Genomic DNA, 24,866 nt, shown 5'->3' on the forward strand with positions numbered 1-24,866 from the left:
ACATGGTTTTGCTCTGCATATGCCAATCGCGAGGCGAGGCTTGAGACCACGCGAACGGTTTCGGTTCCTGCTCCGGGGTCCCACCACCGACAACGTGACGGCCTCCCTGTTCCGCGAAGAGGATCATCTGGTGATCGAGAGCGAGGAGCCCTTCGCAACCATGCGGTGGCATCAATTCGACTCCGGGATTTACTCAGTGAGGTTCTCCAGCGGTACCGCTCCAGGGTGAGGACGGCTTTGGCGATTGACGTCGTGCGGTTCGGGCCGCAGCGGGTGTGACGGAAGATCCGCCAGTACTTGAGGCGGGCAACGCCGCGCTTGACCGAGGCGCCGATCCGGGCCAACGCCCGGTTCGCGGTCTGCTGTGGGTGGAGGTGAGGTCGCAGCGCGGTGGCCACCCTGAAAAACCGGCCGTAGCTCGCGGACCGGTGAGTATTTTCCGTCCTCACCTCCGAGGCCCAGCGAGCGCGAGTTGACCCTCCCCTTACGTCAGGCTTGAGGCTTGTACCGACGAAAGGGCAGGTGGATGAGCTACTCCGTGGGGCAGGTCTCGGCCTTCGCCGGGGTGACGGTGCGGACACTGCATCACTACGACAAGGCGGGGCTGCTCTCGCCCAGTGACCGCAGCCACGCCGGCTACCGGCTCTACAGTGAGGCCGACCTGGTCCGTCTCCAGCAGATCCTCTTCTACCGTGAGCTCGGCTTCCCCCTCGACGAGATCGCCGCGATCTTCAAGGATCCGCAGGTGAACCCCCTGGAGCGGCTCCGGGCCCGGCAGCGGCAGCTGGGCGAGGAGATCGCCAGGCTGCAGCGCCTGGCCGAGGTGGCGGAACGGGCGATAGAGGTCCAGAGGACCGGGGTGTCCCTGACTCCTCAGGAACGCTTCGAGGTCTTCGGTGAGATCACCTTCGACCTGAGCTATGCCACCGAGGCAGAAGTGAAGTGGGCGCACTCGCAGGGACAGCGCGAGGCGATGGCGCGCGCGGCTGCTCACACCAAAGAGGATTGGCGCCGGCTCATGGGCGAGGCCGCCGCCTGGCGCGCGGAGCTGCTCGCGGCCTTCGACGAGGGGGAGCCGAGCAACGGCGAGCGGGCCATGGACCTCGCCGAGGAGCACCGCTCGCACATCTCACGATGGTTCACCTCCTGCCCGCCCGACATGCACCGGCGCATCGCGGACGACTTCGTCGCCGACCCGCGCGCGTTCGCTCTGGTCATACCGCCGTCGCAGCAACGCCCGGGCCTGGCCGCCTACACGCGCAAGGCGGTTCACGCCAACGCGGCCCGCCACGCAGGTGGCCGTACCGATTTTGAGGAGGACCGATGAGGATCCTGATCGCCGCGGCCGGATCGCGCGGCGACGTCGCGCCCTACACGGGTCTGGGCGCCGAACTGTGCCGGGCCGGATACGACGTTGCACTCGCCACCACAGACACCCTCGCGCCCCCCGTACGCGACGCAGGGCTGGAATTCCGCCGCCTCCCGGCCGACACACGGGTGCGTGGTGGCGTCACAGGCAAACGTGAACTGATGCGCACCGCTGCCGCCTTCATCACCGAACTGGGTCAGGGCTTCGCCGACGTGATGGACGAGGGCACGGACCTGCTCCTGCTGTCGACCACCACAGCCCCGCTTGGCTGGCACCTCACCGAGGCCACGGGCACACCGAGCCTCGGCGTGTACCTCCAACCCACCGCACCGACCAGCCACTTCCCACCCGTCGTCACCGGCTCCCGCTCACTGGGCCGTCTCGCCAACCGAGCAGCCGGACGCTTCGCACTGCGGATGGCCGACCGCGTCTACGAGCAGGCTGTCGCAAAGTTGCGCCACCGCCTCCAGCTGCCCCCGACCTCACCTTCCGAGATGCGTCGACGACAGGAACAGGCGAACTGGCCCATCTTGCACGGCTTCAGCACGGCCCTGGTGCCCCGTCCCTCCGACTGGCGCTCTGGCCTGGAGGTCGTGGGCAACTGGTGGCCACATCACGACGCGACCGAACGGCTGCCTACTGGCCTGGAGGACTTCCTGCGTGCCGGACCCCGGCCCGTCCTCATCGGCTTCGGGAGCATGGCGTCCGGCGACGGGGAACGGCTGAGCGAGATCGCTGTGCGAGCCCTGCGCCGCGCCGGGCTGCGCGGCATCCTCCAAGCCGGCAGTGCCGGGCTCGCCGCCGCCGGGGACGACGTGCTCACCATCGGGGACGTACCGCACGCCCTGCTGTTTCCACGGCTGGCTGCGGTGGTCCACCATGGCGGGGCCGGCACTGCGGCCGCCGCGTTGCGCGCTGGAGTGCCCGCGGTCACCGTACCGGTGACCGCGGACCAGCCGTTCTGGGCGGGACGGCTTGCCGCCCTCGGCGCCGCCACCGAACCGATCCCTTTCCAGTCCCTCACCGTCGAACGGCTCGCCGACTCACTCGACCAAGTAGTGAAGCAGCAGGCACACAGTCGAGCCGCCGCGGAAGCGGCGCAACACCTGGCGGCCGAGGATGGAGCGGGTAAGGCGCTCAAGGCCATCCAGCGGCTGACCAGTGGATGACGCCAATCCGTTCCTCGTCCTCGTCACTGCGCTTCTTCAGTCTGGGCACCGATCGGGTGGCGACTAAGGGCGCGTAACAGGCGAGGCCCCGGCTTGTCGATGGAGATGTCTGACGTCTCAGCCAAGCAGCCCTGGGGGCCTCGCTGGTCATCTGTCCTGCCGCACTCGACGTGCAGCATGCGCTCGCCGAGTGGGTCACCATGCTCATCCTCACCCGTGAGGGGAACCGGCGTTGCAAGCTGCGCCCGTCTCCACGCGCGATGGTGGCGCTCGTGTACTCAGAACTCCTCACGAAATGATCTTCGAGGTGGTTGGATCGCTCTGGGAGTGACGATCCGGGGGTGTGGGGTGGCTCGGCCGAAGCCGTGGCAGGTTGACGATGAGCTGTGGGCGGTGATCGATCCACTGCTGCCGAAAGTCGAACGTCGCACTCGTCATGCCGGGCGGAAGCGGCATTCGGACCGGCTGGTGTTCCAGGGCATTCTGTTCGTGCCGCACACCGGGATCGCCTGGGAACACCTCCCGCAGGGGCACGGCTTCGCCTCGGGCATGACGTGCTGGCGCCGCCTGGCCGAGTGGACCGAGGCCGGAGTCTGGCCCCGGCTTCACGAGGCTCTCCTGGACGGACTCCGCAGAGCGAACGTGCTGGACTTCTCCCGGGCCGCAGTCGACGGCGCCCACATCCGGGCGTTAAAGGGGGCCCAAGACAGGACGAAGCTTTGTCGACCGGGGCGGGACGGGTAGCAAGCACCATCTGATCACCGGCGCCACCGGTATCCCACTCGCCTTCACGCTGACCGGCGGGCGGAGATGGCGGCGGTGCGGGAGGCGGCCGGTGGGCGGCCGAAGACGCGTTTCGTGCTGGTCGGCGGCACGGTGAACGAGGAAGGCGCCGGGGGAAACACCGCCGTCGTTACGGCGGGTGCAGATTTGCGTGGGCGTGTGGCGTCGGCGGTGCGCGAAGCGCTCGGAGAGCATGACGATTTCGGGTACTGAGTGCGCAGGAGGTGCCTGGCGGCAACTGGTCCGGCGAGGTTTTCGTTTCCTCGCCGGACCGCTCGGCCGGGCCCGGACCGCCCGGCCGACTCGCATCCGTGGTGCCCCTCAGGGGCCGGGCAGGGTTCCTCCTACGGTGAGCCCTCCCGCACGGACCTCAGCCGGTGCGCTCCGGCCGAGCCCCCCACGGATGATCCGCCTGCCAGTCGCCCGCGCGGGGAGTCCGCCCGACACCGCTGGCGGCGGCCCCGGCCTCACCGGACGGGGCGGCGTGCGGCGGCTGGTGGTACGGGCCGTCCAGTTCCGGTAGGGCCAGCAGGATCGGCAGATCGAGCGGGGTGGCCGCTCGCAACTGCACATCGGCGTTGTACATGCGTCCTCCGCGGGCGCGGACCGCCCACCCCGAACCGATCAGCCTCGGCAGGCGGACCTCCGGGCCAGGCGCGCCATCGTGCAGCATCACGGCCGCCGCCCGGATGAACCACAGTCCGTCGGGGACGTTCAGGCGGAACGGGCGGCACTCGTCCAGAATGTCGCAGGAGCGGGGCAGTCCCTCCATGATCGGGGTGCTGAACGCACCCACGTAGACCCGGACCGGGCCGACGTCCGCCGGGAAGTGCAGTCGACCGGCCACCGTGGACAGCCCGTGTCCGGCCTGGGCGGCCGGCAGGGTGAGCGGTGGCATGCCGCAGCGGGCCAGAAATCGGTACCTGGTCGGCGCGATGCCGACGCTGCGGGTGAAGCGGCTGGTGAACGTGCCCAGGCTGTTGTAGCCCACCCGGTGGGTGATGTCCGAGACGCTGGCCGCGGTCTCCAGCAGGTGCCGCTTGGCCATGAAGAGCCTGATCGCGGCGAGGAACCGGCCCGGCGACGTCCCGGTCACCTCGTTGAACATCCGCGAATAGTGGAACTTGCTGTAAAAGGCAGTGTCCGCCAGCTGTCCCAAGGAGAGCGGTCCGGCATGGTGATTCCACATAGCTTTTATGCTGCGCTCGATCGCTGCCTCTGCGGTCACCCGTATCCCCCGACCTTGGACGCTGAGAATGCATTTGCATGTGCACGGAAGTGCCAATTGCCCGTCGGGAATTTCGGAATCCCGATGGGAATCGTTCCGCTGAGCCGTCGCAGCGCCCCGGCCCACCGGGGCGTTCACCACAGCGCGTTGCCCTGCGGGTTGGCGGGTCCGCCTCGGGTCGCCTGATCGTTCCGTACCGGTCGCGCGGTGGCTCCCTCATGTGGCGGTACACCCCTCCCGAACGTGTCGAACCCGGCCGATGCCGTGGCGGCCGAGTCTGGCGGAGGAATATCGTTTAGCCGTTCGAAACCGCTCGCATCTTCAAAATTGCGGTTTGAGATGGACGCCTGGAGAAGATGGCCGAAAATCGCGTTTACGGTACAGCTTCCTTTGACGGGGTTTAGCGCGGTGCAGATTGAATCTCCGACCCCGAACGGGTTTCAACGGCTTCACCCGCTGGTGGGGCCGGAGGCCGGTCGCGGGTGTTCGCGGCGGCACGGCAGAACCGGGACGCGTCTACTCGCTCACGACTCCGCGCGGCACCTCATCGCCGTGGCCGTGATGAGGTCCTTCCTCAGGTCCGCTGTCCCTGCCTGAGTCGGGGACCGGAGCTCCTGCCGGCACCGGGACGTCACGGCGAGGTGGCCTGTCTCCGCCTCTGTTCCACACCGCCACGTCGGCGCTCTCCGACGCCGCACGCGTCAACGCTCTGCCCGACCCCGCGCGCCTCAACGCTCCGCCCGACCCCGCACGCCTCAACGCTCCGCCCGACGCCGCACGCGTCGGCCGGCGGTTCCTGTGGCCCCGCCGTACTTCCACGCCCCCTGCCCACGCTCATCGAGCATTGCTTCGCGGTATTCGCGCACGGCTCTCGCGACGAAGCCGAGAATGCGCGGCACGAATTCCTGAAGTGCTCGCACCACCGGGGGGTGCGGCTTTCACGGTCCAAGGCCCGGGATCGCGCCCGTAAGTGAGCAATTCGCAGTGGCCACCGCTGAGATGACGGCACCGAAGGCACAATGCGTGAGGCGCCCGTGCGCCGAGGAGACAATCGAAGCCTCAACTCGTCCGCACGGGCGCCCTTTTGATGTTCCTGTCACGCTCATCACGCCCCACGAGGGCCACCCGCCGCAGAGGCAAGGGCCCCCGAAGTGTGCCCTGGACTCCCGGGGGATCCCCATCGGGGAGCGCGGCTACCCGAGCCGGGCCGCATCGCGCCGCGAAGGGCTCGGTATCGAACAGGCCCGGGAGCCACCGCCCCTCAGCGCCGCACCAGAGGTTCGAGGGCGCTCGCGGAATCCTCCTCGGAGCCGGCCGGGGCAGCCACTGTTTCCACGTCCTCCAGAAGACCGTAACTCTCCTTGACCGCCCGCTTCTCCTTCCAGAGGTGGTAGACGGCGATGCCGAGGATGACCGTGCCCACCGCGTTGGCCACGAAGTGCCACCACACCCGGTACGTCGTCAGCGCCGGGCCCGGTTCGATGGCCCCGAACCAGGTGGACAGGCCGATGGCCCGGCTCGCGCCCAGCGCCACGGAAGCCGTCAGCACGACGTGCTCGATGCCGTGCATGCCCTGCATCCAGACGCCCGCCCTGGCCCACTTGCGCGACTTCAGCGGCCCGGCGACCCGGTGCGTGATCTGCACGATGCCGACCAGTCCGGCAAGGAAGATGAAATTGCCGACCAGGTGCAGGATCTCCATCCCGAGGGCGGGCTTGCCGGCGTCGACCTGACCCAGCCCGCGGGCAAAGCTGTCAGCCCACGGAGTCATCCACGCCGGGGCATAGGGGTGGGCGATCCAGTAGCCCGCCTGTGTGACATGTTCCTGGAAATGGCCGACCTGACCCACCACGCCCACGCCCACGAGCCCTACGGCGAGTTTGTACAGCCAGGGCTTCACCGCCTTTCGGTTCCCGACCGCGAGCACGGCGACGGCGGCCCACATCGCGACGGCCCAGCCGATGAAGAGGACAGCGCCCACGGTGTCCACCGTCGAAACGGCGGGTGCCATCCCAGGCATGCCGGAGTGATCCATATGAAGTTCCTCCCTGGTTGTCTCTCACCTGCGCGGAGAGATCGCGGAAACAGCTGTCGGCATTCGGCATCACCCTGAGGCAGCGGCCGAAATACGAGACCAGCGAGAAAGCACGTCCTGGGTTCCCCGGCACGAGCAGAATCAGCACCCTCCCGCTGCTCACGATCGCGAACCGGCCGGCCTGCGTGCCTCCCGCACAACAAACTGCCCCCGGTCCGCGGAGTTCGCCTCTTCCAATTTGCTCTCTTCGGGTCTCGGCAGGGCGCGCCCCGGATCTCGCCGGTGGCAGGGCCCTCCGCCCGCGCGCGACACCGGACAGGCGCCCTGGCCGCCGGCACCGCCTCGGAGCGCTCCGCACCGGTTCACGGCAAAGCACATTGGGAGAAGTCGACCCGATACAGAAACTGTGATGCTCACATCCGTGACCTGAGCCACGGACGGTGGACTGGTGAATTGCTGTGCGCGTGCGCACTTCGTCTGGAGAAGAGGCAAAAAATGATCACGCTGGACACGGTGAACGTCGAGATCGACGGACCGAAGGCCACGATCTACCTGAACCGGCCGGGCAAGAAGAACGCGATGAATCCGCAGATGCACCTGGATATGAATAAGGCCCTGGACGCGATCGAGGAAGCCGGAACCGTGAAGGCGGTCGTCGTGACCGGCAGCGGTGACAGTTTCAGCTCCGGGATGGACCTCGAAGAGTGCTTCCTGCAGCCTTTCGATGACCCGCAGTTGTTCTACCGGACCAATCTGGTGGCGCTCAATTGGTTCAAGCGGCTCAAGGCCTTTCCCGCGGTGACCATCGCCAAGGTGAACGGGTACGCCTTCGGCGGTGGGTTCCTGGTCGCGGGGATCTGCGATCTGGCCATCACGTCGGAGACCGCGAAGTTCGGACTCTCCGAGATCAACTTCGGCATCTTCCCGGCGGGTGGAGCCACTTGGGCGGCCACCCACAACCTGCCGCGCAAGCAGGCGCTGTACTACATCCTCACCGGGGACACTCTCACCGGGCGGCAGGCGGAGACGTACGGGCTGGTGAACAAGGCCGTTCCGGCGGATCAGCTGGACGCGGAGACCGACCGGATCGTCGGACGGATCATCAACAAGAACCCGATCACCCTGGAACTGGCGAAGCAGGTCTATGAGCGCACCACGACCATGGACCTTCCGGCGTCGATCGACTACGACCAGGCGAAGCTCTGGGAGCTCTCCCGTCTCAGCGGCAACGAGTGGATCAACGTGGCGCTCAAGCAGTTCGAGAAGCGCGACTACCAGCCCGGTCTCAGCACGTACAGCAGGGTGGAAGCCGCGTCATGATCTTCACCGGCCCACGTCCACGCGTCCACGTCCCCGAGACCACGTTCACCTCCTTCGTACTGCGACAGGCGGAGCAGTACCCAGACCGCCTGGCGACGGTCGACGTCGACGGGGAGAACGGTCACACCTACGGCCAGCTCGCGTCGGCGGTGCGCCGCGCCGCCGCCGGGCTTCATGCCCGCGGCTTCGGCAAGGGCGACGTGTTGGCCCTCCTCGCGCCGAACGTGCCCGCCTACCCGATCGCGTTCCACGCCGCCGCCCTGGCGGGCGGCACGGTGGTGGTGCTCAATCCCCTCGACACGGCGGACGATCTCACCGCCCACCTGAACGACACCGGCGCGCGCCTGCTGGTGACCATGCCGTCCGAGGTGGTCAAGGCCACGGCGGTGACCGCGCGGACGAAGGTCGAAGAGATCATCGTCTTCGGTGAGGCGGAGGGCACCACTTCGTTCTCCGCACTGCTCACCGACGGTGTGCCGCCCGAGCCGGCCGTCGACCCCGCGCAGGACGTCGTGACCGTGCTCCACTCCAGCGGCAGCACCGGCTACCCCAAGGGGGTGCTGCTGACCCATCGGAACATGATCGCCAACGTGCTCCAGACCAGCCTGGTCGCGCCCCTCGGTGAGCACGAGACGGTACTCGCCGTCCCGCCCTTCCACCACGCGTTCGGCCTGATCATGACGATGAACGCCAGTCTGCTCCAGGGCGCGACACTCGTGACGATGCCGCGCTTCGACCCCGAGGCCTACCTCAACGCGATCCAGGAGCACCGCGTCACACGCCTCTACGTCGTACCGACCATCGCCGTCCTCCTCGCGAAGAGCCCGCTGGTGGACCGGTACGACCTCTCCTCGCTCCGCTCGATCGTCTCCGGCGGCGCCGCGCTCGACCCCGGGACGGCCGAGCTCTGCCGGCGGCGCCTGGGGGTGAGCGTCGGCCAGGGATACGGCCTCACCGAGGCCTTGGTCTCGTTCATGCAGCTCGCCGACCCGGTGGTCCCTGGATCGGTCGGCCCCAACTCCCCCAACATCGACTGCAAGATCGTCGATATCACCACCGGCGAGGAACTCGGGCACAACCAGGACGGCGAGGTCCTCATCCGCGGCCCGCATGTGATGAAGGGCTACCTCAACGCCCCGGAGGCCACCGCCAAGGTGCTCGAACCGGACGGTTTCCTGCACACCGGCGACCTCGGCCGTGTGGACGAGAACGGGGAGCTCTTCCTCGTCGACCGCATCAAGGAACTCATCAAGTACAAGGGTCAGCAGGTGTCCCCGGTCGAGCTCGAAGCCGTCCTGATGTCGCACCCGAAGGTCACGGACGCGGCGGTGATCGGCGTGCCCGACGAGGAGGCCAGCGAGATCCCCAAGGGATTCGTGGTGACCAGCGAGCCGGTCACGCCGGAGGAGGTCATGGCGTTCGTCGCCGAACGAGTCGCCCCCTACAAGAAGGTCCGGCAGATCGAGTTCATCGATCAGATCCCCCGCACTCCGGTCGGCAAGATCCACCGCCGCGGTCTTCTGACCCGCGAGCGGACCGGCCGGTCACCGCAACTCTGAAGCACACCATCCAGGGAGAACCGATGAACCTTCCGAAGATAGTTTCCCGATCGGAGTGGCTGGAGGCCCGCAGGGCGCTCCTGGAGAAGGAGAAGGAGGTCACCGCCGCCCGCGACATGATCGCCGCGGAGCGCCGGAAGCTGCCGATGGTGAAGGCGGAGAAGGAGTACCTCTTCGAGGGACCGAACGGCACGGTGACGCTGCTCGACCTGTTCGAGGGACGCCGCCAGCTCATCGTCCGGCACTTCATGTTCGGCCCGGACGACGACGAGGGCTGCATCGGTTGCTCCATGCAGACGGACAGCGTCGGCGAGCTCGCCCACATGTGGGCCAGGGACACCAGCTTCGCCCTGGTCTCCCGGGCGCCGCTGGCGAAGCTGGAACCCTTCAAGGCCCGGATGGGCTGGAACTACCCCTGGTACTCGTCGTTCGGCAGCGACTTCAACTACGACTACGAGGCCGCCACAGAGATGGGCGAGTCGCCCGGGGTGAGCGCGTTCATCCGTGACGGCGACGACGTCTACCACACCTACTCGGTCTTCGACCGGGGCGGGGACATCTTCAAGAACTTCTACAACTACCTGGACATCACCGCCCTGGGCCGGCAGGAGGACGAGCTCGAACACCCCTGGGACTGGTGGCGCTACAAGGACAGCTACGACAGCACGGACGCGGCCGTGCCCGGCGACAACTGGTGGAACGGGACACGCTTCAAGTCGTAGCGCGTCGATTCCCGCCCTCCGGGCGACACCCGGGAGGGCCCCTGACTCCGGCTCCGGGACCCGCTGCCTCCCCGCGACAGGTCCCGGGGCCGGAATTGTCGACCGTCCGCGACCGGACACGCCCCTTACCAGGAGGACATCATGAGCGACCTGTCCGGCAAGACCACCATCGTCGTCGGCGCGAGCCGCGGCCTCGGCCACGGGATCGCCACGGCCTTCGCCGAGGCCGGCTCCCGAGTGGTCGCCGTCTCGCGCACCGCGGGGACCTTCGCCGAGCCGGCCGGCGGCGCCGGCAGCACCGTTCCCGAACTCGCCGACGCCGGCGACCCCACCGTGGCGGGCAGCCTCCTCGACCGCTACCGGCCCGAGGTCGTCGTCCTGGCGGCCGGGGCCAGCCCGCACATGCGTCCGCTGCAACACCAGACCTGGGAGACCTTCTCGGTCAACTGGCAGACCGATGTCAGGATCGCCTTCCACTGGCTGCGCGAGGTCCTGCTCACTCCGCTGCGCCCCGGCAGCAGGGTGATCGTGGTCAGCAGCGGTGCCGCGATGGCGGGTTCGCCGCTCTCCGGGGGCTACGCGGGCGCCAAGGCAACCCAGCGCTTCCTCACCGGATACGCCCAGGACGAGGCGAAGCGCGCCGGACTGGACATCACCTTCTCCGCGGTGCTTCCCCGGATCACCCCGGTGACCGAACTGGGCAGGTCGGCGGCCCGCGCGTACGCGGCTCGCGACGGCCGGTCGGAGGAGGAGTACGTGAAGCAGATGGGGCCGCTGCTGACCCCGGAGATCGCCGGCTCGGCATTGGTCGAGCTGGTCCGGACGCAGGCGACCGCGGTCGCGCCCGGCTACCTCCTGACCGGGGCCGGCCTGAAGAAGCTGCCCTGACTCGCTTCCGCGCCACGGGTACGGGGCAGGGCCGCTGGTCGGCCCTGCCCCGTACGTCGTCGCGACTGCCGGATACGGCTTGGCGGGCCGAGAGAACAGACCCGTCGAGCACGCGTACGCCGGACCCGACGTCGCCCTCCACCCGGGAACGCGAGAGGGCACGTAGGAAGAGGCCGGGGGGATTCCCGTCTTCGATGATGACTGAGCAGCACCGAGCCCGTGGGCCGGTCCTTCGCATACCTGTTTCGGCCACGACGACGAGGAGTGGGAACAGTGACGACGAACAGCAGCGGTACGAGCACACCGGACACCGGCGGAGAAGCCGCCGGCGTCCCGACCGACGCCGAACTCGCGAGCTCCCTGGACGGCGGCTTCAGCAGCGAATACGCCACCGTGAACGGTCTCCGCCTCCATTACGTCAGCGGCGGGGAGGGCGCTCCGCTGGTCCTGCTGCCCGGCTGGCCGGAGACCTGGTGGGAATTCCACAAGGTGATGCCCGCCCTCGCCGCGGCCGGCCGCAGGGTCATCGCGCTCGACCTCCCGGGCATGGGCGGCTCGGACAAGCCCGCCACCGGGTACGACAAGAAGACGATGGCCTCGGTCGTCCATGGATTCGTCCGTGCCCTCGGCTACGACCAGGTGGACATCGCGGGCCACGACGTCGGCGCACAGGTCGCCTTCAGCTTCGCGGTCAACCACCCGGAGGCCACCCGCAGGGTCGCCCTGCTCGATGTGCTCCACCCGGACGCGTCGATGTACCAGATCCCCGTGCTGCCGGCCCCGGGGCTGCCCTTCTTCCCGTGGTGGTTCGCCTTCAACCAGGTCGTCGGCCTGCCGGAACAACTGCTGGCCGGACGCGCCCACTTCCTCATCGACTGGGTCTTCGACAACTTCCTGCTGGACCCGGACGCGGTGACCCCGGCGGACCGGGCCGTCTACACCCGGGCCTACGACACGGCGGACGGTATCCGCGGCGGCAACGGCTGGTACCAGACCTTCGGCCAGGACATCGCCGACCTCGGAACCTACGGGCAGGTGACCGCGCCCATGCTCGGCCTGGTCTCCAACCTCGCCGACGGCATGTTCGCCAAGCAGATGGAGGCGACGCTGCCCACCCAGGGGAGCGACGTGCGGGTCGTGCTGGTGCCGGACGCGGGCCACTACTTCGTCGAGGAGGCGCCCGAGGCCGTCATCGACGCGTTCAACACGTTCTTCGTCTGAGCCCTGATCCCACAAGCACGTCGAGGAGAAGTCATGTCGACATTCGTCATCCCGACCCGGGAAGAGCTGGTGCGGCAGGTGTCCGCGATCGCGCCCGTGCTGCGGGCCAACACCGCGTGGTCGACGGAGAACCGCCGACTGCACCCTGACTCGGTGGAGGCCCTGCGCGACGCGGGTGTCTTCCGGATGCGTATCCCGCTGCGCTACGGCGGGTACGAGAGCGACGCGCAGACCATGGTGGCGGTGGCCGAGGAGATAGCCAAGGCCGACGGGTCCGCCGCATGGGTGGTGGCCAGCTCCTGGGTCGCCGGCTGGGGCGTGGGCCTGTACCCGGACGAGGTCCAGGACGAGGTGTTCGCGGAGTCCGGCACAGGGCTCTGTGCCACCATCGGGCCCGGGACCGCGACGGCCGTCCCCGTTCCCGGCGGCGTCCTCGTCAACGGCTCGTGGCCGTTCATCAGCGGCGCCCTCAGCAGCACCTGGCAGCAGGTCGCGGCGATATTCCTGGACCCGGAGGGGCAGCCGTACCCGGTGATGGGCCCGGTCCCGGTCTCGGAGCTTGAGATCGTCGACGACTGGCACACCGGCGGCCTGCGCGGAACCGGGAGCGTCACCACGACCGCGAAGGACCTGTTCATCCCGCAGGAACGCATCCTGCCGGCGCCCATGGTGCTCGGTGGCCAGTCGGTCTCCAAGCTGAACGCCGACTCGCCGATGTACCGGGCTCCGCTGATCGTGGTGGGCGCGGCGTCCACGGTCGGGGTCGCCGTCGGCATGGGCAAGGCGGTGCGGGACCTCTTCTTCGAGCGGCTCCCCGGTCGCAAGATCACCTACACCGAGTACCCGAGCCAGAGCGAGGCCCCGGTGACCCATCTGCGGGTCGCCGAAGCGGCGATGAAGCTCGACGAGGCGGAGTTCCACGCGACCCGGCTGGCCGCGCTGCTGGACGCCAAGTGCGCCTCGGCCGAGCCCTGGGAGATGGCGGAACGCGGCCGCAGCCGGGCGGACGAGGGCTCGGCCGTGCGCCTGACCCGGGAGGCGGTGGAGATCCTCGCCTCGTCCAGCGGCGGCTCCGCGGCCTATACCAAGGTGCCGATGCAGCGAATAGCCAACGACCTCCAGACGTTCGGCCTGCACGCGATGATGAATCCGGATGTCAACGCCGAGACCTACGGCCGCATCCTCTGCGGCCTGGAGCCCAACACCTACTACATCTGACCGGTGCCGAGCCGTCCCCGGTACGAGAGAGTCCACCGAAAAACCTGAGGAGTCGTCATGTCCACCCTGGGAATCATCGGCAGCGGAGTAATGGGCACAGTGCTCGCCCGGCTCGCCGTCGGGAACGGCATTCCGGTCGTGATGTCCAACTCCCGCGGCCCCGAGAGCCTCGCCGGCCTCGTCGCGGACCTGGGCCCGCTGGCCACGGCCGGGACCGTGGAACAAGCCAGCCGAGCCGGCGAGTTCGTCGTGATGGCCGTGCCGGTCACCGACTACCGGCACGTCCCGGCGGCGCCGCTGCGGGGGCGGACCCTGCTGGACACCAGCAACTACTACCCGATCCGCGACGGCCGCATCGAGGAGCTGGACTCGGAGAAGCTGACCACCAGCGAGCTGATCCAGCAGCACTTCGACGGGGTCCACCTGGTCAAGGCGTTCAGCGGCATCCTGGCCCACCACATCGCCCAGCTCGCCCGTCCCTCCGGCCATCCGGAGCGCAGCGCCGTGGCCATCGCCGGCAACGACGCCTCCGCGAAGGCCGGCGCGTCGGCGCTGATCCAGACGATCGGCTTCGACACCGTCGACGCGGGCTCACTGGCGGACAGCTGGCGCTTCGAGCCGGAGACCTCCGCGTACACCTGGCTCTACATGGCCGACAAGAACACCGCCTTCGAGGACCGGACCGAAGCCCTCGGAGCCCCCCTGTCGGCCGCCGCGCTGCGAACGGCACTGGAGAACGCGGAGAGGGTCCGGGTGGCGGAGCGCACCTTCTGACCTCTGCCCGACGCCCGGATGAGACAGGGAAGCCCGCCGGCGACGGCGGGCTTCCCCGCGCGGCACAACCGACGGACCGAGAGCCTGGGGACACCATGATGAGCGAGATCGACCAGCAGCGGACCCATACCGGCGGCTGCCTGTGCGGAAAGATCCGGTACAGCGCGAACAGCCGGCCGTTCTACCCCCACGTGTGCAGCTGCGCGCATTGCAGGAAGCTCTCAGGCGGCCCGATGATGGCCTTCGTGGGCTTCCCTCTGTCCGGCTTCGCCTGGGACGGTCCGGGGGGCGAGCCCACCTGGTACGCGACCTCGCCGGGCGCCGGGCGCGGGTTCTGCGGCGACTGCGGCTCCCGGGTGTGCGCGCTCGACGAGGGCTCGGACACCGTCTTCGTGACCCTCATGAGCCTGGACGACGACGGTGGATTCGTTCCGCGGAACCAGCATTTCCGCGACGACGCCGTGTCCTGGCTCCCGCAGGTACCGGAGCCCACGGCCGCCGTGTGACCGCGGCCGGCCTCCTTGCGGGCGGCACGATGAGAAGAGCGGGCGCCCCCGACGCCCAAGGGACGCACAAGGGGGCAGCCCCTCTTCCGGTCCGTGTCGGACGGGAGGAGGAGCTGCGGGAACACTCGGCCTCGGGCGTCCTACTTCCACTGGATGATCTGGAGGTAATTCCCGTCGGGGTCGGCGAACGTGCCGAACTTGCCCGGCTCACGGTCGTCGATCGAGATCCACTCGGCGCCGGCCGCGCTCAGCTGGGCCTCCACCGCGTCGAAGTCGTCGACATGGAAGTTGACGATGGAGCGACCCGGCTGGCCGTTCTTCGCGTCGATGTCGTCGCGCTCGCAGACGACCAGATGGAAGCCGCCCAAGTCGATCGGACCGTCGCCGGTGAACCCCGGAGCCAGCGCCTTGATGTACCAGGCCCGCAGTTCCTCGGGACGGGTCGAGCCGACCAGCATGCTTCCGGGCTTCAGTGTCGCCATGTCGCATCTCCTTGATGTGTGATCCGAGGTCGCGACGGCGGCTGTCGCCACGCCACGCCTCTCGGTGCTCTGTGAAGTCGTCCGCCTCGGCGGCGCACCCGACGGCCACCGCCCGATGGCACCGGCCGGCCGCGAGGACCTCCACCGTAGGCGCCGTCCGGTCGGGAAGCCGCGGGTTGCCTCACCGCGCGCCCCGACCGGTTGCCGAGGACAAGCCGACCTGCCCGGCAGCTGGTCCGCCGGATTCCGCAACCAAAGTGTTGCATGTTACTTACCTCATACGCAACCCGACTCTTGCGCGATCCGCCGCCGCCTCCGAAAGCGCGACACCGCGCGTGCCCTGCTCCCATGCACCACCGCACCCCTGCGGCAGTACCGCGCCCCTCCGCGCGAACGCAACCTTACGATTGCGCCTGACGATCCGATGTGCAACAGTCGGGTTGCTGGCAAGAGCACCAATGAAGGAGTTCCTCATGAGCGAACGGCTGATCGAACGCGAAACCCTGATCGCGGCCCCCGTGGACCGGGTGTGGTCGCTGGTGACCGAGCCGGGCTTCTGGGTCGCCGACCCGGCCAGCGCGTCCGGCACCGTGGCCGTCGAGGGCGAATCGACGGTGGCCAAGAACCCCGAGTACGGCAGCTTCCCCGTGCGGGTGGAGAAGGTGCGGCCGCAGACCTACGTCGCGTACCGCTGGGCCAGCGCGTTCCCCGGTGAGGAACTGAGCGAGACCAACAGCACCTTGGTGGAGTTCACGCTGACCGCCGAGGGTGACAAGACGCGGCTGCGCGTCGTCGAGAGCGGGTTCGCGACGCTGGCCGGGTCCGAGGATGTGCGGGCCAAGGCGCACAGCGACAACGCCGACGGCTGGCTACAGGTTCTCGACGCGGTCAAGACGCGCGTCGAGGCGTCGTCCGTGTGACGGACGAACGCCAGGGCTCCGTCGAGGTGGTGGACAGCGTGCTGGTCGCGCTGGCCGACAACACGCGACGCGAGCTGTTGCAACTGCTCGCCGCACAGGGCGAGGCCACGGCGACGACGCTTGCCGAGAGTCTGCCGATATCACGACAGGCGGTGGCCAAACACCTCACCGTCCTGGACGCCGCCGGGCTGGTCTCCGGCAGCCGGGTCGGACGCGAGGTGCGGTACGCGGTGAAGCCGGCGACCCTCGACGCGACGGCGCGGTGGATGACCATGCTCGCCGCCGACTGGGATCGGCGTCTGGCGAAGATCAAGCACATCGCCGAGGCAGCGGAACGGCGAGACACCCCTTAGACGCTGTCGTCCTGTTCCCGTCCGTCGCACCCCCGGCGAACGACGGGAACGGGGCGGCAGTCCCCAGCACTCCCCCAGCTCCAGGTCACCCCGCAGGGGCACCGGACTGACGGCCGGTCAGGCGTCGGCCCGGCGCTCGGTGACGAGTGCCGCCGGGCGGCACGGTCGGCCGACGCGGTGACCGTTCACGAAATCGGACTCTCGATCGAGGGAACCATCTCATGACGACCGACGCAGGCAAGAGCGAAGTGAGCTCAGTTCCACGTTTCACCAGCAGGGAACGGATGATTTTGTTCCTCCTGCTCGGGTCCGGATTCATGCTGTCCGTCGACTTCTCGATCCTCAACGTCGCGCTGCCCGAGGTCGGCGCGGGCGTCGGGCTGGGGTTGTCCGGGCTGCCCTGGGTCACCTCCGCCTACGCCCTCCCCGCGGCCGGCTTCGCCCTCCTCTTCGGACGGATGGGCGACCTGTTCGGCCGCCGCCGACTCTTCATCACCGGGATGGCGCTGCTCGGCGCGGCCTCACTACTCGGCGGATTCGCCCAGAACGCCGAAGTGTTGCTGACCGCCCGCGCACTGCAGGGCTTCGCCACCGCGATGGCGATCCCCGCGTCACTGTCCCTGCTCACCAGCACCTTCGCGGAAGGCTCGCAGCGGGACCGGGTCCTGGGCCTCAACGGTGCGCTGCTCTCCGGCGGCTTCACGGTCGGCGCGCTGGTCGGCGGTGTCCTGGTGAGCCTGCTCAGTTGGCGAGCCGCGTTCTTCATCAACGTGCCGGTGGCGGCGGTCATCCTGGTGTTCACCCCCTCGCTGATCAGGGAGAGCAGCGTCCCCGACCGGGTGAAGCTGGACGTGCCCGGGGCGGTGACCGCGGCCGGAGGTCTGCTGGCCGTCATCTACGCGGTCATCGAGACGAACATATACCCGGGCATCATCGGCGCGGCTCTGCTGGTCGCGTTCTGGGTGATCGAGCTCCGTTCACCCGCGCCGCTCGCCCCGGTGCGCATCCTCAAGCGGCCCACGGTGAAGTGGGGCAACTACGCGGGGCTCGTGGTGTTCTCCATGGAGACCGCCATGATCTTCCTGATGACGCTCTACCTCCAGAACGTCCTGCACTACTCCCCACTGACCACCGGCCTGGTCTTCGGCGTCCCGGGCCTGGCGGCCGTGGCCGCCGGGGTCATCGCCGGGCGCTCCATCGGCCGCCACGGCAGCCGGAAGGTGCTGGCCGTGGGCATGTCCGTGCAGGGCCTGGCGATCCTTCCCCTCATCTTCCTCGGTACCGACCGGGTGGCGCTCGTGATCCTGGTCCCCGCGCTGTTCATCGGGTTCTTCGGGCACGTGACCTCCATCGTGGCCTACACGGTGACCGGCACCTCGGGCCTGCCCAACGAGGAGCAGGGCCTGGCCACGGGCATGACGGCGATGACCCAGCAGGTGGCCGTCACGATCGGCATCCCGATCCTGAGCGCGGTCGCCGCCACCCAGGCGATGGAACTGGACGGCATCCACCTCGCGCTGATCGTGGACGTGGCGGTGACCATGGCGAGCATGGTCCTGGTCTGGTTCGGGCTGCGTGCCCGCGGCGCGGACGCTCCGGCGGCAAGCGTGCCGCTGCGGGGGGACGCCGACCAGGCGTTGGCCCGTCCTGTGGACTGACACCCGGCCGGGGAAACCGCGGGGTCGCACTCGGCCGAGTGCGACCCCGCGGTCTTCCGGGCCGGATTCCGCCGAGTCCGTGCCGGTGGGCGTGGGCGAGCGCCGGGTGGCCTTCCTCGGCGGGTCTTCGTGGTCCCCCGCCCCGCTCACCTCTCCCCCGGCACCCACTGCGCGTGGAAGCCGTGCGGCACCCGGACCGGCAGCGGGACCACGGCGACCGGCGGCCCGGTGAAATCGGCGGTGTCCAGGACCACCAGTTCGCTGCGGTCGGCGGCGGGGTCGTACACCAGGGTCAGCAGCCAGCCGTCGGCCTCCGCGGCCCGCGCCTCGCGCGGCAGGAAGACGGGTTCGCCGGTCAGCCGTCCACCGGCGAAGGCATGACGGTCCGAGCGGCCGGTGGCGTGGTCGTGCCGCAGTAGTGCCGGGCCGCAGAGCGCGGCGCCCTGGCCCGCGTCGAGTTCGACGGTGAAGGCGTACCGGTACCGCAGCCCCGTGTATCGCTCGTCGATCAGGGGGAACTCCTGGACCCGGCCGTCCAGTTGTCGCTCCGCCACGGCGTTCTCACGCGGATCGAGGGTCCAGCGCCACAGGGTTGGCGCCGACTCGCTGGCGTGCAGCCGGTCGCGATCGAAGGCCCGCTCGTGGCGGATCACGTCCACGGTGATCCGGCCGTCGCCCTCTTCGAAGGCGTTGACCGGGTGGAAGACGAAGCAGGGTGCGACGTCGAGCCAGAGTGCGCCCGCGTCCGTGCCGCCGCGCGGCACGATCCCGATCCGGGCACCGTGGTCGTGCTGCCAGGAGTAGGGCACGGGCGAGCCGGCCCGCGCCTCGGCGGGGTCGTGGGTCACCGGCAGGTCGAAGAGGACGGCGTGGCGTTCGGTGAGGGCGAAGGAGTGCATCCAGGGGCGGCCCTTGACCACGATCGGCAGTGTTTCGCGGACCCGGCCCGCGACGTCGAGGGTGAGCAGGACCGCCTCGTCCCGCGCATGATCGGTCGCGACCGCGAGCAGTTCTCCGGTGACCGGGTCGGTGAGGGGGTGCGCGCAGAAGCCGCCGGGGAGGGTGCCGTCGAAGTCGGTGCGAGCGCGGGTGGCGAGGCCGGAGTCGAGGACGAGCGGCAGGGCGGTGGCGGCGCCCACGGCCAGGGTGCGGCCGGCGTGCCGGACCAGATTCGCGTTGACGTTGTCGTCCGGCCCGTTGCGGGGCCCGGGAGTGGGCAGCTCGTTGAGCGCGCCGCTGATCGCGTCGGTCCGCAGCCAGCGGTTGCGGTACGACAGCGCGCGGCCGCCGCCCAGCCGGATCGCGTGCACCATGCCGTCGCCCGCCAGGGCGTGGTCGACGGCGGGGTCGTGGGGGCCCCGGGCATTGGGCCCGATCCGCAGGAAGGTTCCGTCGAGCTGCGGCGGCAGCGTGCCGCGCACCGTCAGTTCCGTGTGTTCGGCCTCGGCCGGCACCGGCTGATAGCCACGCCCGAGAAGGTGCACCGTGCTGTGCGGGAGTGTGCCGCGGACAGGGTCAGTGGTGCGAGGCATGGCCGCCTCCTCCGTCGAGTATCATCGTTACGTAACGCTGTCACGGAATAGCGTCACAGCCGCCCGCCATACTGTCAAGGGTGAGCCCACGCCGAGTTGACCCGAACCTGCGCCCCCAACTCATCGACGCCGCGGCGAAGCTGCTCGGCGAGGAGGGGCCGGCCGCACTGTCCACCCGCAAACTGGCAGCCATGGTGGGCACCTCCACCACGGTCGTCTACACGCACTTCGGTGGTATGGACGACCTGGTGCGGGCGATGGTCCACGAAGGGTTCAGGCTGCTCGGCGACCGGATGAGAGCCGTCGAGGAGAGCGACGACCCGGTCGCCGACGTGCTCGCCCTCGGCTGGGCGTACCGGGACAACGCCCGGGAGCACTGGCACCTGTACAACGTGATGTTCGGCGGGTCGAGCCTCAGCGGCTTCTCGCTCACCGACGCCGACCGGCAACACGGCCGCTACACCCTGGACATCCTCGTCGGAGCGGTCAAGCGCTGCGCCGCGACCGGCCGCTTCCGCCCCTTCGACCCCGAACTGCTCGCCCATCAGCTGTGGATCGCCCTGCACGGACTCGTCACCCTGGACCTCGGCGGCTACCTGGTCGAGCCCAACACCGCGGACGTCTGCTTCGAGGCACAGGTGGGCGGAATGATCCTGGGCGCGGGGGACGACCCTCAGCGCGCCCAGGAATCCCTGGCCAGGGCGACACAACGGCGGCTCCGGACCCAGTAGGGCCCGGAGCCGCCGTTGGTGGTTCCGCCGGGGCGGGGAGAAATTGCTACGCGTTCCAGGGAGCTGTCGGGAACCACAGGTAATCGAGCCTGCCCAGCATCCGGATGTCCCAGTAAACGACCGTGAACGCGCCGGCCACCAGGAACGCGGACGCCGTCAGCGTCGCCACCCGGCCCGGCTTGGTGGCCAGCCAGCGCTGGACGGGTCGGCTGAGGATGTAGGACAGGAGCAGGAAGAGCACCGCCATCACCACGAAGTTGCCGATGGACTGGAGCGAGAAGGCGACTGCCCCGTAGAGCGGGTTGTGTTCCTCGGCCGCCTGCCGGAACAGGTTGCGGAACAGCGGGTAGGGGCGGCCGATCAGGAAGGCGCCGACCATGGCGCCGATCAGCACCAGCGGGGCGTTCGGATACCGGCGCGAGACAGCCGCCAGCGGGTCGGGGATCAGACCGGCCGCGGCCAGCCCGAGTGCCAGCATGAACAGGCCGAGCACCCCGTACACGATCATGGCCTGGGCGATCCGGGGTGAGATGCCGTGCGTCTGCGCCGTCGAGAACTGCGGCATGTGGGTGCCGACGAGACCGACCAGCACCCCGTAGGCGGCCGAGACCGGCAGCATGCCGGCCGCCATCCAGCCCAGCGGCCGCAGCGCGTGCGCCAGCCGCTGACGGCGGGTCAGGCTGATCTGTCCGACCAGCGGGCCCACCGCTCCGAACACGGCCACGTTGCAGGCCGTGAAGGAGCCCGCCAGCCCGGACACCAGGGCGAAGAGCACCCCGGAGGCGATGCCGGACAGCGGCGTGTCCTCGGCGTCGTGACCGAGCAGTTGGCTGGCGGTGCGGAAGCCGATCTCGTCGTCCGCCAGCTTCGAGGACCACGCGTAGGCGATCAGCAGGCCGCCGAGCACGCTGAGCACGAGGAGCAGGACCCGGCGGCGCGGGAACAGGCCGTTGACGAAGAGCGAGGTGGCGTGCGGCGGTGCCGTCGAGGCCGGAGCGAAGGTGGTATCGGTCACGTGAGGTCTCCTCTGTCGCAGGGCGGTGCCGGAATCGGTGCACGAGGTCCGCGATCTCGGCCGCTCCGGTTCGGGGTGGCCCCACGCGAGACCTCGCACACGGGGACGTGCGGGCAGTGCGACTGAGTGTCGGGACCCGGCCCGTTCACTGCCTACTCCTGAATTGCCCGGTACCGGCACGGCAGAAGTAGTGGCGCGGTCCGAGGGGCCGGAGCATGAAACCGGAGAGCTGCGGCCATCCGGGCTCGCGGCGGGCTGGAGGGCAACGATGAGCGCGAGCTGGCGCACGGTCAGACGCCGTCTGATGACACCGAGCCACAACGAGACCAAGCTGTCGACCCGGGGCTTCCACGAGAAGAGCCCCGAGGCGCGGGAGACGCTTGAGACGGTCGGGGCGACCTTCCTCGACGGCTACGCGTACGCCGTCGAGGCACGCGACCAGGACGAGGCGCACCAGCGGCTTGAGCGGATCCCGGTGCGGTTCCGCGGCTTCGCCTACGAGGGCGCGGCCATGGGACTGGCCATGCTGGACGGCCTCCCGATACCCGGCAACGGCCGGATATCGGCCTTCCTGGCGGGCCATGGTGCCCCGCACGAGTACATGGTGCACGTCGGCGTCGGCTGGGCGATGGCCCGGCTGCCCCGCTTCCGGTGGGCGTCCATCGCGCCCGCCGACCCTCTGCTGCGCTGGCTGTCCCTGGACGGATACGGCTTCCACCAGGCCTACTTCCGTACCCAGCGCTATGTGCGCGAGCAGTACCGGGACCCGTCCTTCCGGTGGCCCGGCGACGAGACCCGGCGGTACGCGGGGCACGCCGTCGACCAGGGCATCGGACGGGCGCTGTGGTTCATCGGGGGCACCGACCCGGCCGTGGTGGCGGACCTGGTGGACGGCTTCACGGCGGACCGGCGTGCCGACCTCTACAGCGGGGTCGGACTGGCCGCCTGCTACGCCGGCGGTGCCGACGAGGCCGAGCTGCTGTACCTGCTCGAACGGGCAGGCAGCTACCGGCCGCAACTCGCCCAGGGCGCGGCCTTCGCCTCGACGACCCGCGTGGAGTCCGGACTGCTGACACCGCACACCGAGATGGCCGCGCGGCTGCTCTGCGGCATGACCCCGCAGCAGGTCACCGAGGTCTGCTCGCGGGCCCGGCCCACCCCCGTCGTCGACGACCGGCTGACAGCCTACGAGGTGTGGCGCCGGGAGATCGCCGAGCGGATCTCCAGCGAAGCGCCCGAGGCGCGGGCATGAGGGGCATGGACTCGGTACCGGCCCCGGTCCTGCCGAGCGGCGACCGGCCGCGGCGGCCTCCGGGGCCGTCGCGGGCCAGCACCCCGGTGCTCCTGGCCCGGATGGCCTCCGACCGGCTGGCAGTGATGACCGAGGCGGCGGCCACCTACGGCGACGCGGTACGGCTGCCGCTCGGCCCCAAGACCCTGTACTTCTTCAACCACCCCGACCACATCCGCCGGGTGCTGACCGACAACAGCGCCAACTACCACAAGGGCATCGGCCTGGTGCACGCCCGGCGCGCGCTCGGCAACGGCCTGCTGACCAGTGAGGGCCCGCTGTGGCGAGCCCAGCGCAAGGTGATCCAGCCGGCGTTCCAGCCGCGCCGCATCGCCCGGCAGATCGGGGCCATCGGCGAGGAGGCGCTGCTGCTGGCGGACCGGCTGAGGCTGTCGGCGGGCGCGGGAGCGGTGGACATCCGGCAGGAGATGACCGGGCTCACCCTCGGGGTGCTCGGCCGCTCGCTGCTGGACGCGGACCTGGGCGCGTACGAAGCCATCGGCGAGGCCTTCGAAATCGTCCAGGACCAGGCCGTCTTCGAAATGATGAGCCTGAGTTCGGTGCCCACGTGGGTCCCGCTGCCCCTGCAACTGAGGTTCCGCAAGGCGCGGGCCGAACTGAACCGGATCGTGGCCGCCCTCGCCCAGGAGCGGGAACGGCACCCGGCTTCCGACGGCACCCGCGACGACGTGCTCTCGCGCCTCATCGACGCGACGGCTGACGAGCGGGACCCGGCAGTCCGGCAGAACCGGATGCGCGACGAGCTCATCACCCTGCTGCTCGCCGGGCACGACACCACCGCCAGCACCCTCAACTGGACGCTGTACCTGCTGGACCGGCACCCGGAAGCGGGCGACCGGGTACGCGCCGAGGTCGACGAGGTGCTGGGCGACCGGCTGCCCACCATCGAGGACTTCCACCGGCTCACGTACACGTCGATGGTGCTCCAGGAGGTGATGCGGCTGTACCCGGCGGTGTGGCTGCTGCCGCGCAGGGCGCTGGCGGCGGACCGGATCGGGGACTACCGGGTGCCGGCCGGCGCCGATGTGGTGCTGTGCCCCTACACACTGCACCGACACCCGGACTTCTGGGAGGACCCGGACCGGTTCGACCCGGAACGGTTCGCCACGGGCCGCGCCGCGGGCCGGCACCGGTACAGCTACGTACCGTTCGGTGCGGGACCGCGGGTCTGTGTCGGCAGCAGCCTGGGGATGATGGAGGCCACGGTGGTGCTCGCCGTCCTGCTGCGCCGGCTGCGTCTCTCGGTCCCCCCGGGCCACAGGGTACGGGCCGAGCCGATGCTGACCCTGCGGGTCAAGGGCGGCCTGCCGATGACCGTGGAACCGCGGAACTGAGAGTGCGCCGCCGCCGGCGGCGAGGACGGACCGGTCACGCGAACGGCCGCCCCGGGCAGCTGCTGCCCGGGGCGGCCGTTCGCGTTCCGGCGTCCGCCCGGGACTGCCGGGGGCGACGCGGGAAGCCCGGCCGGGGCAGCCGGCCGGGCTTCCTGTTGGAACCGGGGTCAGGCGGCGACGCGGCGGAAGGCCCCGCCCAGGAAGAGCAGCGGGTCCTCTCCCGAGGCGTTGCCCGCGCACAGGACCGAGCCCACGAAGATGGTGTGGTCCCCTCCGTCGTGGACGGCGCTGAGCCGGCACTCCAGCCATGCCTGGACATGGTCCAGCACGGGGGCTCCGGTGTGCCGGCCGGGTGCGTGGTCGATGCCGGCGAACTCCGCCGCGCCGCGCGGGCGTGAGTGGTCGGCGAAGTGCCGGGCCACCCATTCCTGGTCCCTGCTGAGCACCGAGACCGCGAACGCCTGCTCATCCAGCACGAGTTGGTGGATGGCTGCCGACTTCACGACGCACACCAGCACCTGGGCCGGTTCGAGGGAGACGGAGGTGAAGGAGTTGGCGGTCATGCCGCGCGGCGTGTCACGTCCCGCGGTCAGCACGGTCACCCCGGTGGCGAAACGTCCCAGCACCCCGCGCAGTGCGCGACGGTCGTGGATGTCCGCCTCGGGCGCCTCCGCGGGAAGCGGTGGCAGGTCGAGCGGACCGGGCAGCGGAACGGAGGCGGAGGGGAGGATGGGCAT

General features: G+C 69.7%; 22 protein-coding genes and 3 pseudogenes. 18 read left to right on the forward strand and 7 right to left on the reverse strand.

The window, feature by feature from the left end:
* Positions 1 to 209: 209 nt before the first annotated feature.
* A pseudogene (locus ACIP4O_RS24400) lies at positions 210 to 365 on the reverse strand (IS5/IS1182 family transposase); the annotation flags it as partial.
* Between the two features lie 161 nt (positions 366 to 526).
* On the opposite strand from ACIP4O_RS24400, the gene ACIP4O_RS24405 reads away from it, so the two are divergent.
* The 4 genes and pseudogenes from ACIP4O_RS24405 to ACIP4O_RS24420 all read left to right on the forward strand — a co-directional run.
* Positions 527 to 1,327 (forward strand): MerR family transcriptional regulator, encoded by an 801-nt coding sequence (locus tag ACIP4O_RS24405; protein ID WP_401577780.1) that lies wholly within the window; start codon positions 527 to 529, stop codon positions 1,325 to 1,327.
* Positions 1,324 to 2,538: a glycosyltransferase gene (locus ACIP4O_RS24410; RefSeq protein ID WP_401577503.1), complete on the forward strand. Its 1,215-nt coding sequence runs from the start codon at positions 1,324 to 1,326 to the stop codon at positions 2,536 to 2,538. The genes ACIP4O_RS24405 and ACIP4O_RS24410 overlap by 4 nt, the downstream gene beginning before the upstream one ends.
* Positions 2,539 to 2,681: 143 nt before the next feature.
* Positions 2,682 to 2,816, forward strand: a pseudogene (locus tag ACIP4O_RS24415) (IS5/IS1182 family transposase); the annotation flags it as partial.
* A 70-nt stretch (positions 2,817 to 2,886) separates the two neighbouring features.
* Positions 2,887 to 3,349, forward strand: a pseudogene (locus ACIP4O_RS24420) (IS5 family transposase); the annotation flags it as partial.
* Positions 3,350 to 3,691: 342 nt separating this feature from the next.
* On the opposite strand, the gene ACIP4O_RS24425 reads toward ACIP4O_RS24420, so the two are convergent.
* Positions 3,692 to 4,510: a helix-turn-helix transcriptional regulator gene (locus ACIP4O_RS24425; RefSeq protein WP_401577505.1), complete on the reverse strand. Its 819-nt coding sequence runs from the start codon at positions 4,508 to 4,510 to the stop codon at positions 3,692 to 3,694.
* 1,300 nt (positions 4,511 to 5,810) lie between these two features.
* Entirely contained in the window at positions 5,811 to 6,584 is a 774-nt protein-coding gene (locus tag ACIP4O_RS24430) for a DUF6008 family protein (protein ID WP_401577507.1), read from the reverse strand.
* Between the two features lie 495 nt (positions 6,585 to 7,079).
* Here ACIP4O_RS24430 and ACIP4O_RS24435 point away from each other — a divergent pair, with 495 nt between their 5' ends.
* The 8 genes from ACIP4O_RS24435 to ACIP4O_RS24470 all read left to right on the forward strand — a co-directional run bounded on the left by ACIP4O_RS24435 (position 7,080) and on the right by ACIP4O_RS24470 (position 14,792).
* Positions 7,080 to 7,904, forward strand: a complete 825-nt coding sequence (locus ACIP4O_RS24435) for a p-hydroxycinnamoyl CoA hydratase/lyase (protein ID WP_401577509.1) — start codon at positions 7,080 to 7,082, stop codon at positions 7,902 to 7,904.
* Positions 7,901 to 9,463, forward strand: coding sequence for an AMP-binding protein (locus ACIP4O_RS24440; RefSeq protein ID WP_401577511.1), 1,563 nt, complete (start codon positions 7,901 to 7,903; stop codon positions 9,461 to 9,463). The genes ACIP4O_RS24435 and ACIP4O_RS24440 overlap by 4 nt, the downstream gene beginning before the upstream one ends.
* 23 nt (positions 9,464 to 9,486) lie before the next feature.
* Positions 9,487 to 10,185 (forward strand): DUF899 domain-containing protein, encoded by a 699-nt coding sequence (locus ACIP4O_RS24445; protein ID WP_164282997.1) that lies wholly within the window; start codon positions 9,487 to 9,489, stop codon positions 10,183 to 10,185.
* Positions 10,186 to 10,326: 141 nt separating this feature from the next.
* The gene (locus ACIP4O_RS24450; protein WP_401577513.1) at positions 10,327 to 11,073 is read left to right on the forward strand and encodes an SDR family NAD(P)-dependent oxidoreductase; all 747 of its coding nucleotides are present in this window, start codon (positions 10,327 to 10,329) and stop codon (positions 11,071 to 11,073) included.
* A 273-nt stretch (positions 11,074 to 11,346) separates the two neighbouring features.
* Positions 11,347 to 12,294, forward strand: coding sequence for an alpha/beta fold hydrolase (locus ACIP4O_RS24455; RefSeq protein WP_401577515.1), 948 nt, complete (start codon positions 11,347 to 11,349; stop codon positions 12,292 to 12,294).
* 33 nt (positions 12,295 to 12,327) lie between these two features.
* On the forward strand, positions 12,328 to 13,512 hold the full coding sequence (locus tag ACIP4O_RS24460) for an acyl-CoA dehydrogenase family protein (protein ID WP_401577517.1): 1,185 nt from the start codon (positions 12,328 to 12,330) through the stop codon (positions 13,510 to 13,512).
* A gap of 57 nt (positions 13,513 to 13,569) precedes the next feature.
* Positions 13,570 to 14,286, forward strand: a complete 717-nt coding sequence (locus tag ACIP4O_RS24465; RefSeq protein WP_401577519.1) for an NADPH-dependent F420 reductase — start codon at positions 13,570 to 13,572, stop codon at positions 14,284 to 14,286.
* A gap of 98 nt (positions 14,287 to 14,384) precedes the next feature.
* Positions 14,385 to 14,792, forward strand: a complete 408-nt coding sequence (locus ACIP4O_RS24470; protein ID WP_401577521.1) for a GFA family protein — start codon at positions 14,385 to 14,387, stop codon at positions 14,790 to 14,792.
* A 140-nt stretch (positions 14,793 to 14,932) separates the two neighbouring features.
* On the opposite strand, the gene ACIP4O_RS24475 is transcribed toward ACIP4O_RS24470, so the two are convergent.
* Entirely contained in the window at positions 14,933 to 15,274 is a 342-nt protein-coding gene (locus ACIP4O_RS24475; protein ID WP_164282985.1) for a glyoxalase/bleomycin resistance/extradiol dioxygenase family protein, read from the reverse strand.
* A gap of 473 nt (positions 15,275 to 15,747) precedes the next feature.
* Between ACIP4O_RS24475 and ACIP4O_RS24480 the strand changes: the two genes are divergently transcribed.
* The 3 genes from ACIP4O_RS24480 (at position 15,748) to ACIP4O_RS24490 (ending at position 18,205) form a co-directional block, all read left to right on the forward strand.
* Positions 15,748 to 16,194: an SRPBCC domain-containing protein gene (locus tag ACIP4O_RS24480; RefSeq protein ID WP_164282983.1), complete on the forward strand. Its 447-nt coding sequence runs from the start codon at positions 15,748 to 15,750 to the stop codon at positions 16,192 to 16,194.
* Positions 16,191 to 16,547: a metalloregulator ArsR/SmtB family transcription factor gene (locus ACIP4O_RS24485; RefSeq protein ID WP_361327177.1), complete on the forward strand. Its 357-nt coding sequence runs from the start codon at positions 16,191 to 16,193 to the stop codon at positions 16,545 to 16,547. The genes ACIP4O_RS24480 and ACIP4O_RS24485 overlap by 4 nt, the downstream gene beginning before the upstream one ends.
* A 284-nt stretch (positions 16,548 to 16,831) precedes the next feature.
* The gene (locus ACIP4O_RS24490) at positions 16,832 to 18,205 is read left to right on the forward strand and encodes an MFS transporter (RefSeq protein WP_401577782.1); all 1,374 of its coding nucleotides are present in this window, start codon (positions 16,832 to 16,834) and stop codon (positions 18,203 to 18,205) included.
* A gap of 146 nt (positions 18,206 to 18,351) precedes the next feature.
* Here the strand turns inward: ACIP4O_RS24490 and ACIP4O_RS24495 are convergent, their stop codons facing one another.
* Complete coding sequence (locus ACIP4O_RS24495) at positions 18,352 to 19,737, reverse strand: carotenoid oxygenase family protein (RefSeq protein ID WP_401577523.1); 1,386 nt, start codon at positions 19,735 to 19,737, stop codon at positions 18,352 to 18,354.
* A gap of 80 nt (positions 19,738 to 19,817) precedes the next feature.
* On the opposite strand from ACIP4O_RS24495, the gene ACIP4O_RS24500 reads away from it, so the two are divergent.
* Positions 19,818 to 20,468: a TetR/AcrR family transcriptional regulator gene (locus ACIP4O_RS24500; protein WP_164282977.1), complete on the forward strand. Its 651-nt coding sequence runs from the start codon at positions 19,818 to 19,820 to the stop codon at positions 20,466 to 20,468.
* A gap of 46 nt (positions 20,469 to 20,514) precedes the next feature.
* Here ACIP4O_RS24500 and ACIP4O_RS24505 read toward each other — a convergent pair whose 3' ends face one another.
* Positions 20,515 to 21,483, reverse strand: coding sequence for a hypothetical protein (locus ACIP4O_RS24505; RefSeq protein ID WP_401577525.1), 969 nt, complete (start codon positions 21,481 to 21,483; stop codon positions 20,515 to 20,517).
* A 268-nt stretch (positions 21,484 to 21,751) separates the two neighbouring features.
* On the opposite strand from ACIP4O_RS24505, the gene ACIP4O_RS24510 reads away from it, so the two are divergent.
* Together ACIP4O_RS24510 and ACIP4O_RS24515 are read left to right on the forward strand one after the other, a co-directional pair.
* The gene (locus ACIP4O_RS24510; RefSeq protein ID WP_164282973.1) at positions 21,752 to 22,735 is read left to right on the forward strand and encodes a DUF1702 family protein; all 984 of its coding nucleotides are present in this window, start codon (positions 21,752 to 21,754) and stop codon (positions 22,733 to 22,735) included.
* Positions 22,732 to 24,129 (forward strand): cytochrome P450, encoded by a 1,398-nt coding sequence (locus ACIP4O_RS24515; RefSeq protein ID WP_401577527.1) that lies wholly within the window; start codon positions 22,732 to 22,734, stop codon positions 24,127 to 24,129. Before ACIP4O_RS24510 ends, ACIP4O_RS24515 begins: the two co-directional genes overlap by 4 nt.
* Before the next feature lie 167 nt (positions 24,130 to 24,296).
* On the opposite strand, the gene ACIP4O_RS24520 is transcribed toward ACIP4O_RS24515, so the two are convergent.
* Positions 24,297 to 24,866, reverse strand: a complete 570-nt coding sequence (locus tag ACIP4O_RS24520) for a flavin reductase family protein (protein WP_239096282.1) — start codon at positions 24,864 to 24,866, stop codon at positions 24,297 to 24,299.

Source organism: Streptomyces sp. NPDC088923, assembly GCF_044749745.1.
Taxonomy (GTDB): Bacteria; Actinomycetota; Actinomycetes; order Streptomycetales; family Streptomycetaceae; genus Streptomyces.

What these genes read in the sequence shown, in the direction of transcription:
- ACIP4O_RS24480 (WP_164282983.1), top strand. Translation starts at nt 15,748, where the DNA reads ATGAGCGAACGGCTGATCGAACGCGAAACCCTGATCGCGGCCCCCGTG.
- ACIP4O_RS24470 (WP_401577521.1), top strand. Translation starts at nt 14,385, where the DNA reads ATGAGCGAGATCGACCAGCAGCGGACCCATACCGGCGGCTGCCTGTGC.
- ACIP4O_RS24445 (WP_164282997.1), top strand. Translation starts at nt 9,487, where the DNA reads ATGAACCTTCCGAAGATAGTTTCCCGATCGGAGTGGCTGGAGGCCCGC.
- ACIP4O_RS24430 (WP_401577507.1), bottom strand. Translation starts at nt 6,584, where the DNA reads ATGGATCACTCCGGCATGCCTGGGATGGCACCCGCCGTTTCGACGGTG.
- ACIP4O_RS24510 (WP_164282973.1), top strand. Translation starts at nt 21,752, where the DNA reads ATGAGCGCGAGCTGGCGCACGGTCAGACGCCGTCTGATGACACCGAGC.
- ACIP4O_RS24465 (WP_401577519.1), top strand. Translation starts at nt 13,570, where the DNA reads ATGTCCACCCTGGGAATCATCGGCAGCGGAGTAATGGGCACAGTGCTC.
- ACIP4O_RS24440 (WP_401577511.1), top strand. Translation starts at nt 7,901, where the DNA reads ATGATCTTCACCGGCCCACGTCCACGCGTCCACGTCCCCGAGACCACG.
- ACIP4O_RS24515 (WP_401577527.1), top strand. Translation starts at nt 22,732, where the DNA reads ATGAGGGGCATGGACTCGGTACCGGCCCCGGTCCTGCCGAGCGGCGAC.
- ACIP4O_RS24495 (WP_401577523.1), bottom strand. Translation starts at nt 19,737, where the DNA reads ATGCCTCGCACCACTGACCCTGTCCGCGGCACACTCCCGCACAGCACG.
- ACIP4O_RS24490 (WP_401577782.1), top strand. Translation starts at nt 16,832, where the DNA reads ATGATTTTGTTCCTCCTGCTCGGGTCCGGATTCATGCTGTCCGTCGAC.
- ACIP4O_RS24460 (WP_401577517.1), top strand. Translation starts at nt 12,328, where the DNA reads ATGTCGACATTCGTCATCCCGACCCGGGAAGAGCTGGTGCGGCAGGTG.
- ACIP4O_RS24410 (WP_401577503.1), top strand. Translation starts at nt 1,324, where the DNA reads ATGAGGATCCTGATCGCCGCGGCCGGATCGCGCGGCGACGTCGCGCCC.
- ACIP4O_RS24520 (WP_239096282.1), bottom strand. Translation starts at nt 24,866, where the DNA reads ATGCCCATCCTCCCCTCCGCCTCCGTTCCGCTGCCCGGTCCGCTCGAC.
- ACIP4O_RS24475 (WP_164282985.1), bottom strand. Translation starts at nt 15,274, where the DNA reads ATGGCGACACTGAAGCCCGGAAGCATGCTGGTCGGCTCGACCCGTCCC.
- ACIP4O_RS24425 (WP_401577505.1), bottom strand. Translation starts at nt 4,510, where the DNA reads ATGTGGAATCACCATGCCGGACCGCTCTCCTTGGGACAGCTGGCGGAC.
- ACIP4O_RS24435 (WP_401577509.1), top strand. Translation starts at nt 7,080, where the DNA reads ATGATCACGCTGGACACGGTGAACGTCGAGATCGACGGACCGAAGGCC.
- ACIP4O_RS24405 (WP_401577780.1), top strand. Translation starts at nt 527, where the DNA reads ATGAGCTACTCCGTGGGGCAGGTCTCGGCCTTCGCCGGGGTGACGGTG.
- ACIP4O_RS24450 (WP_401577513.1), top strand. Translation starts at nt 10,327, where the DNA reads ATGAGCGACCTGTCCGGCAAGACCACCATCGTCGTCGGCGCGAGCCGC.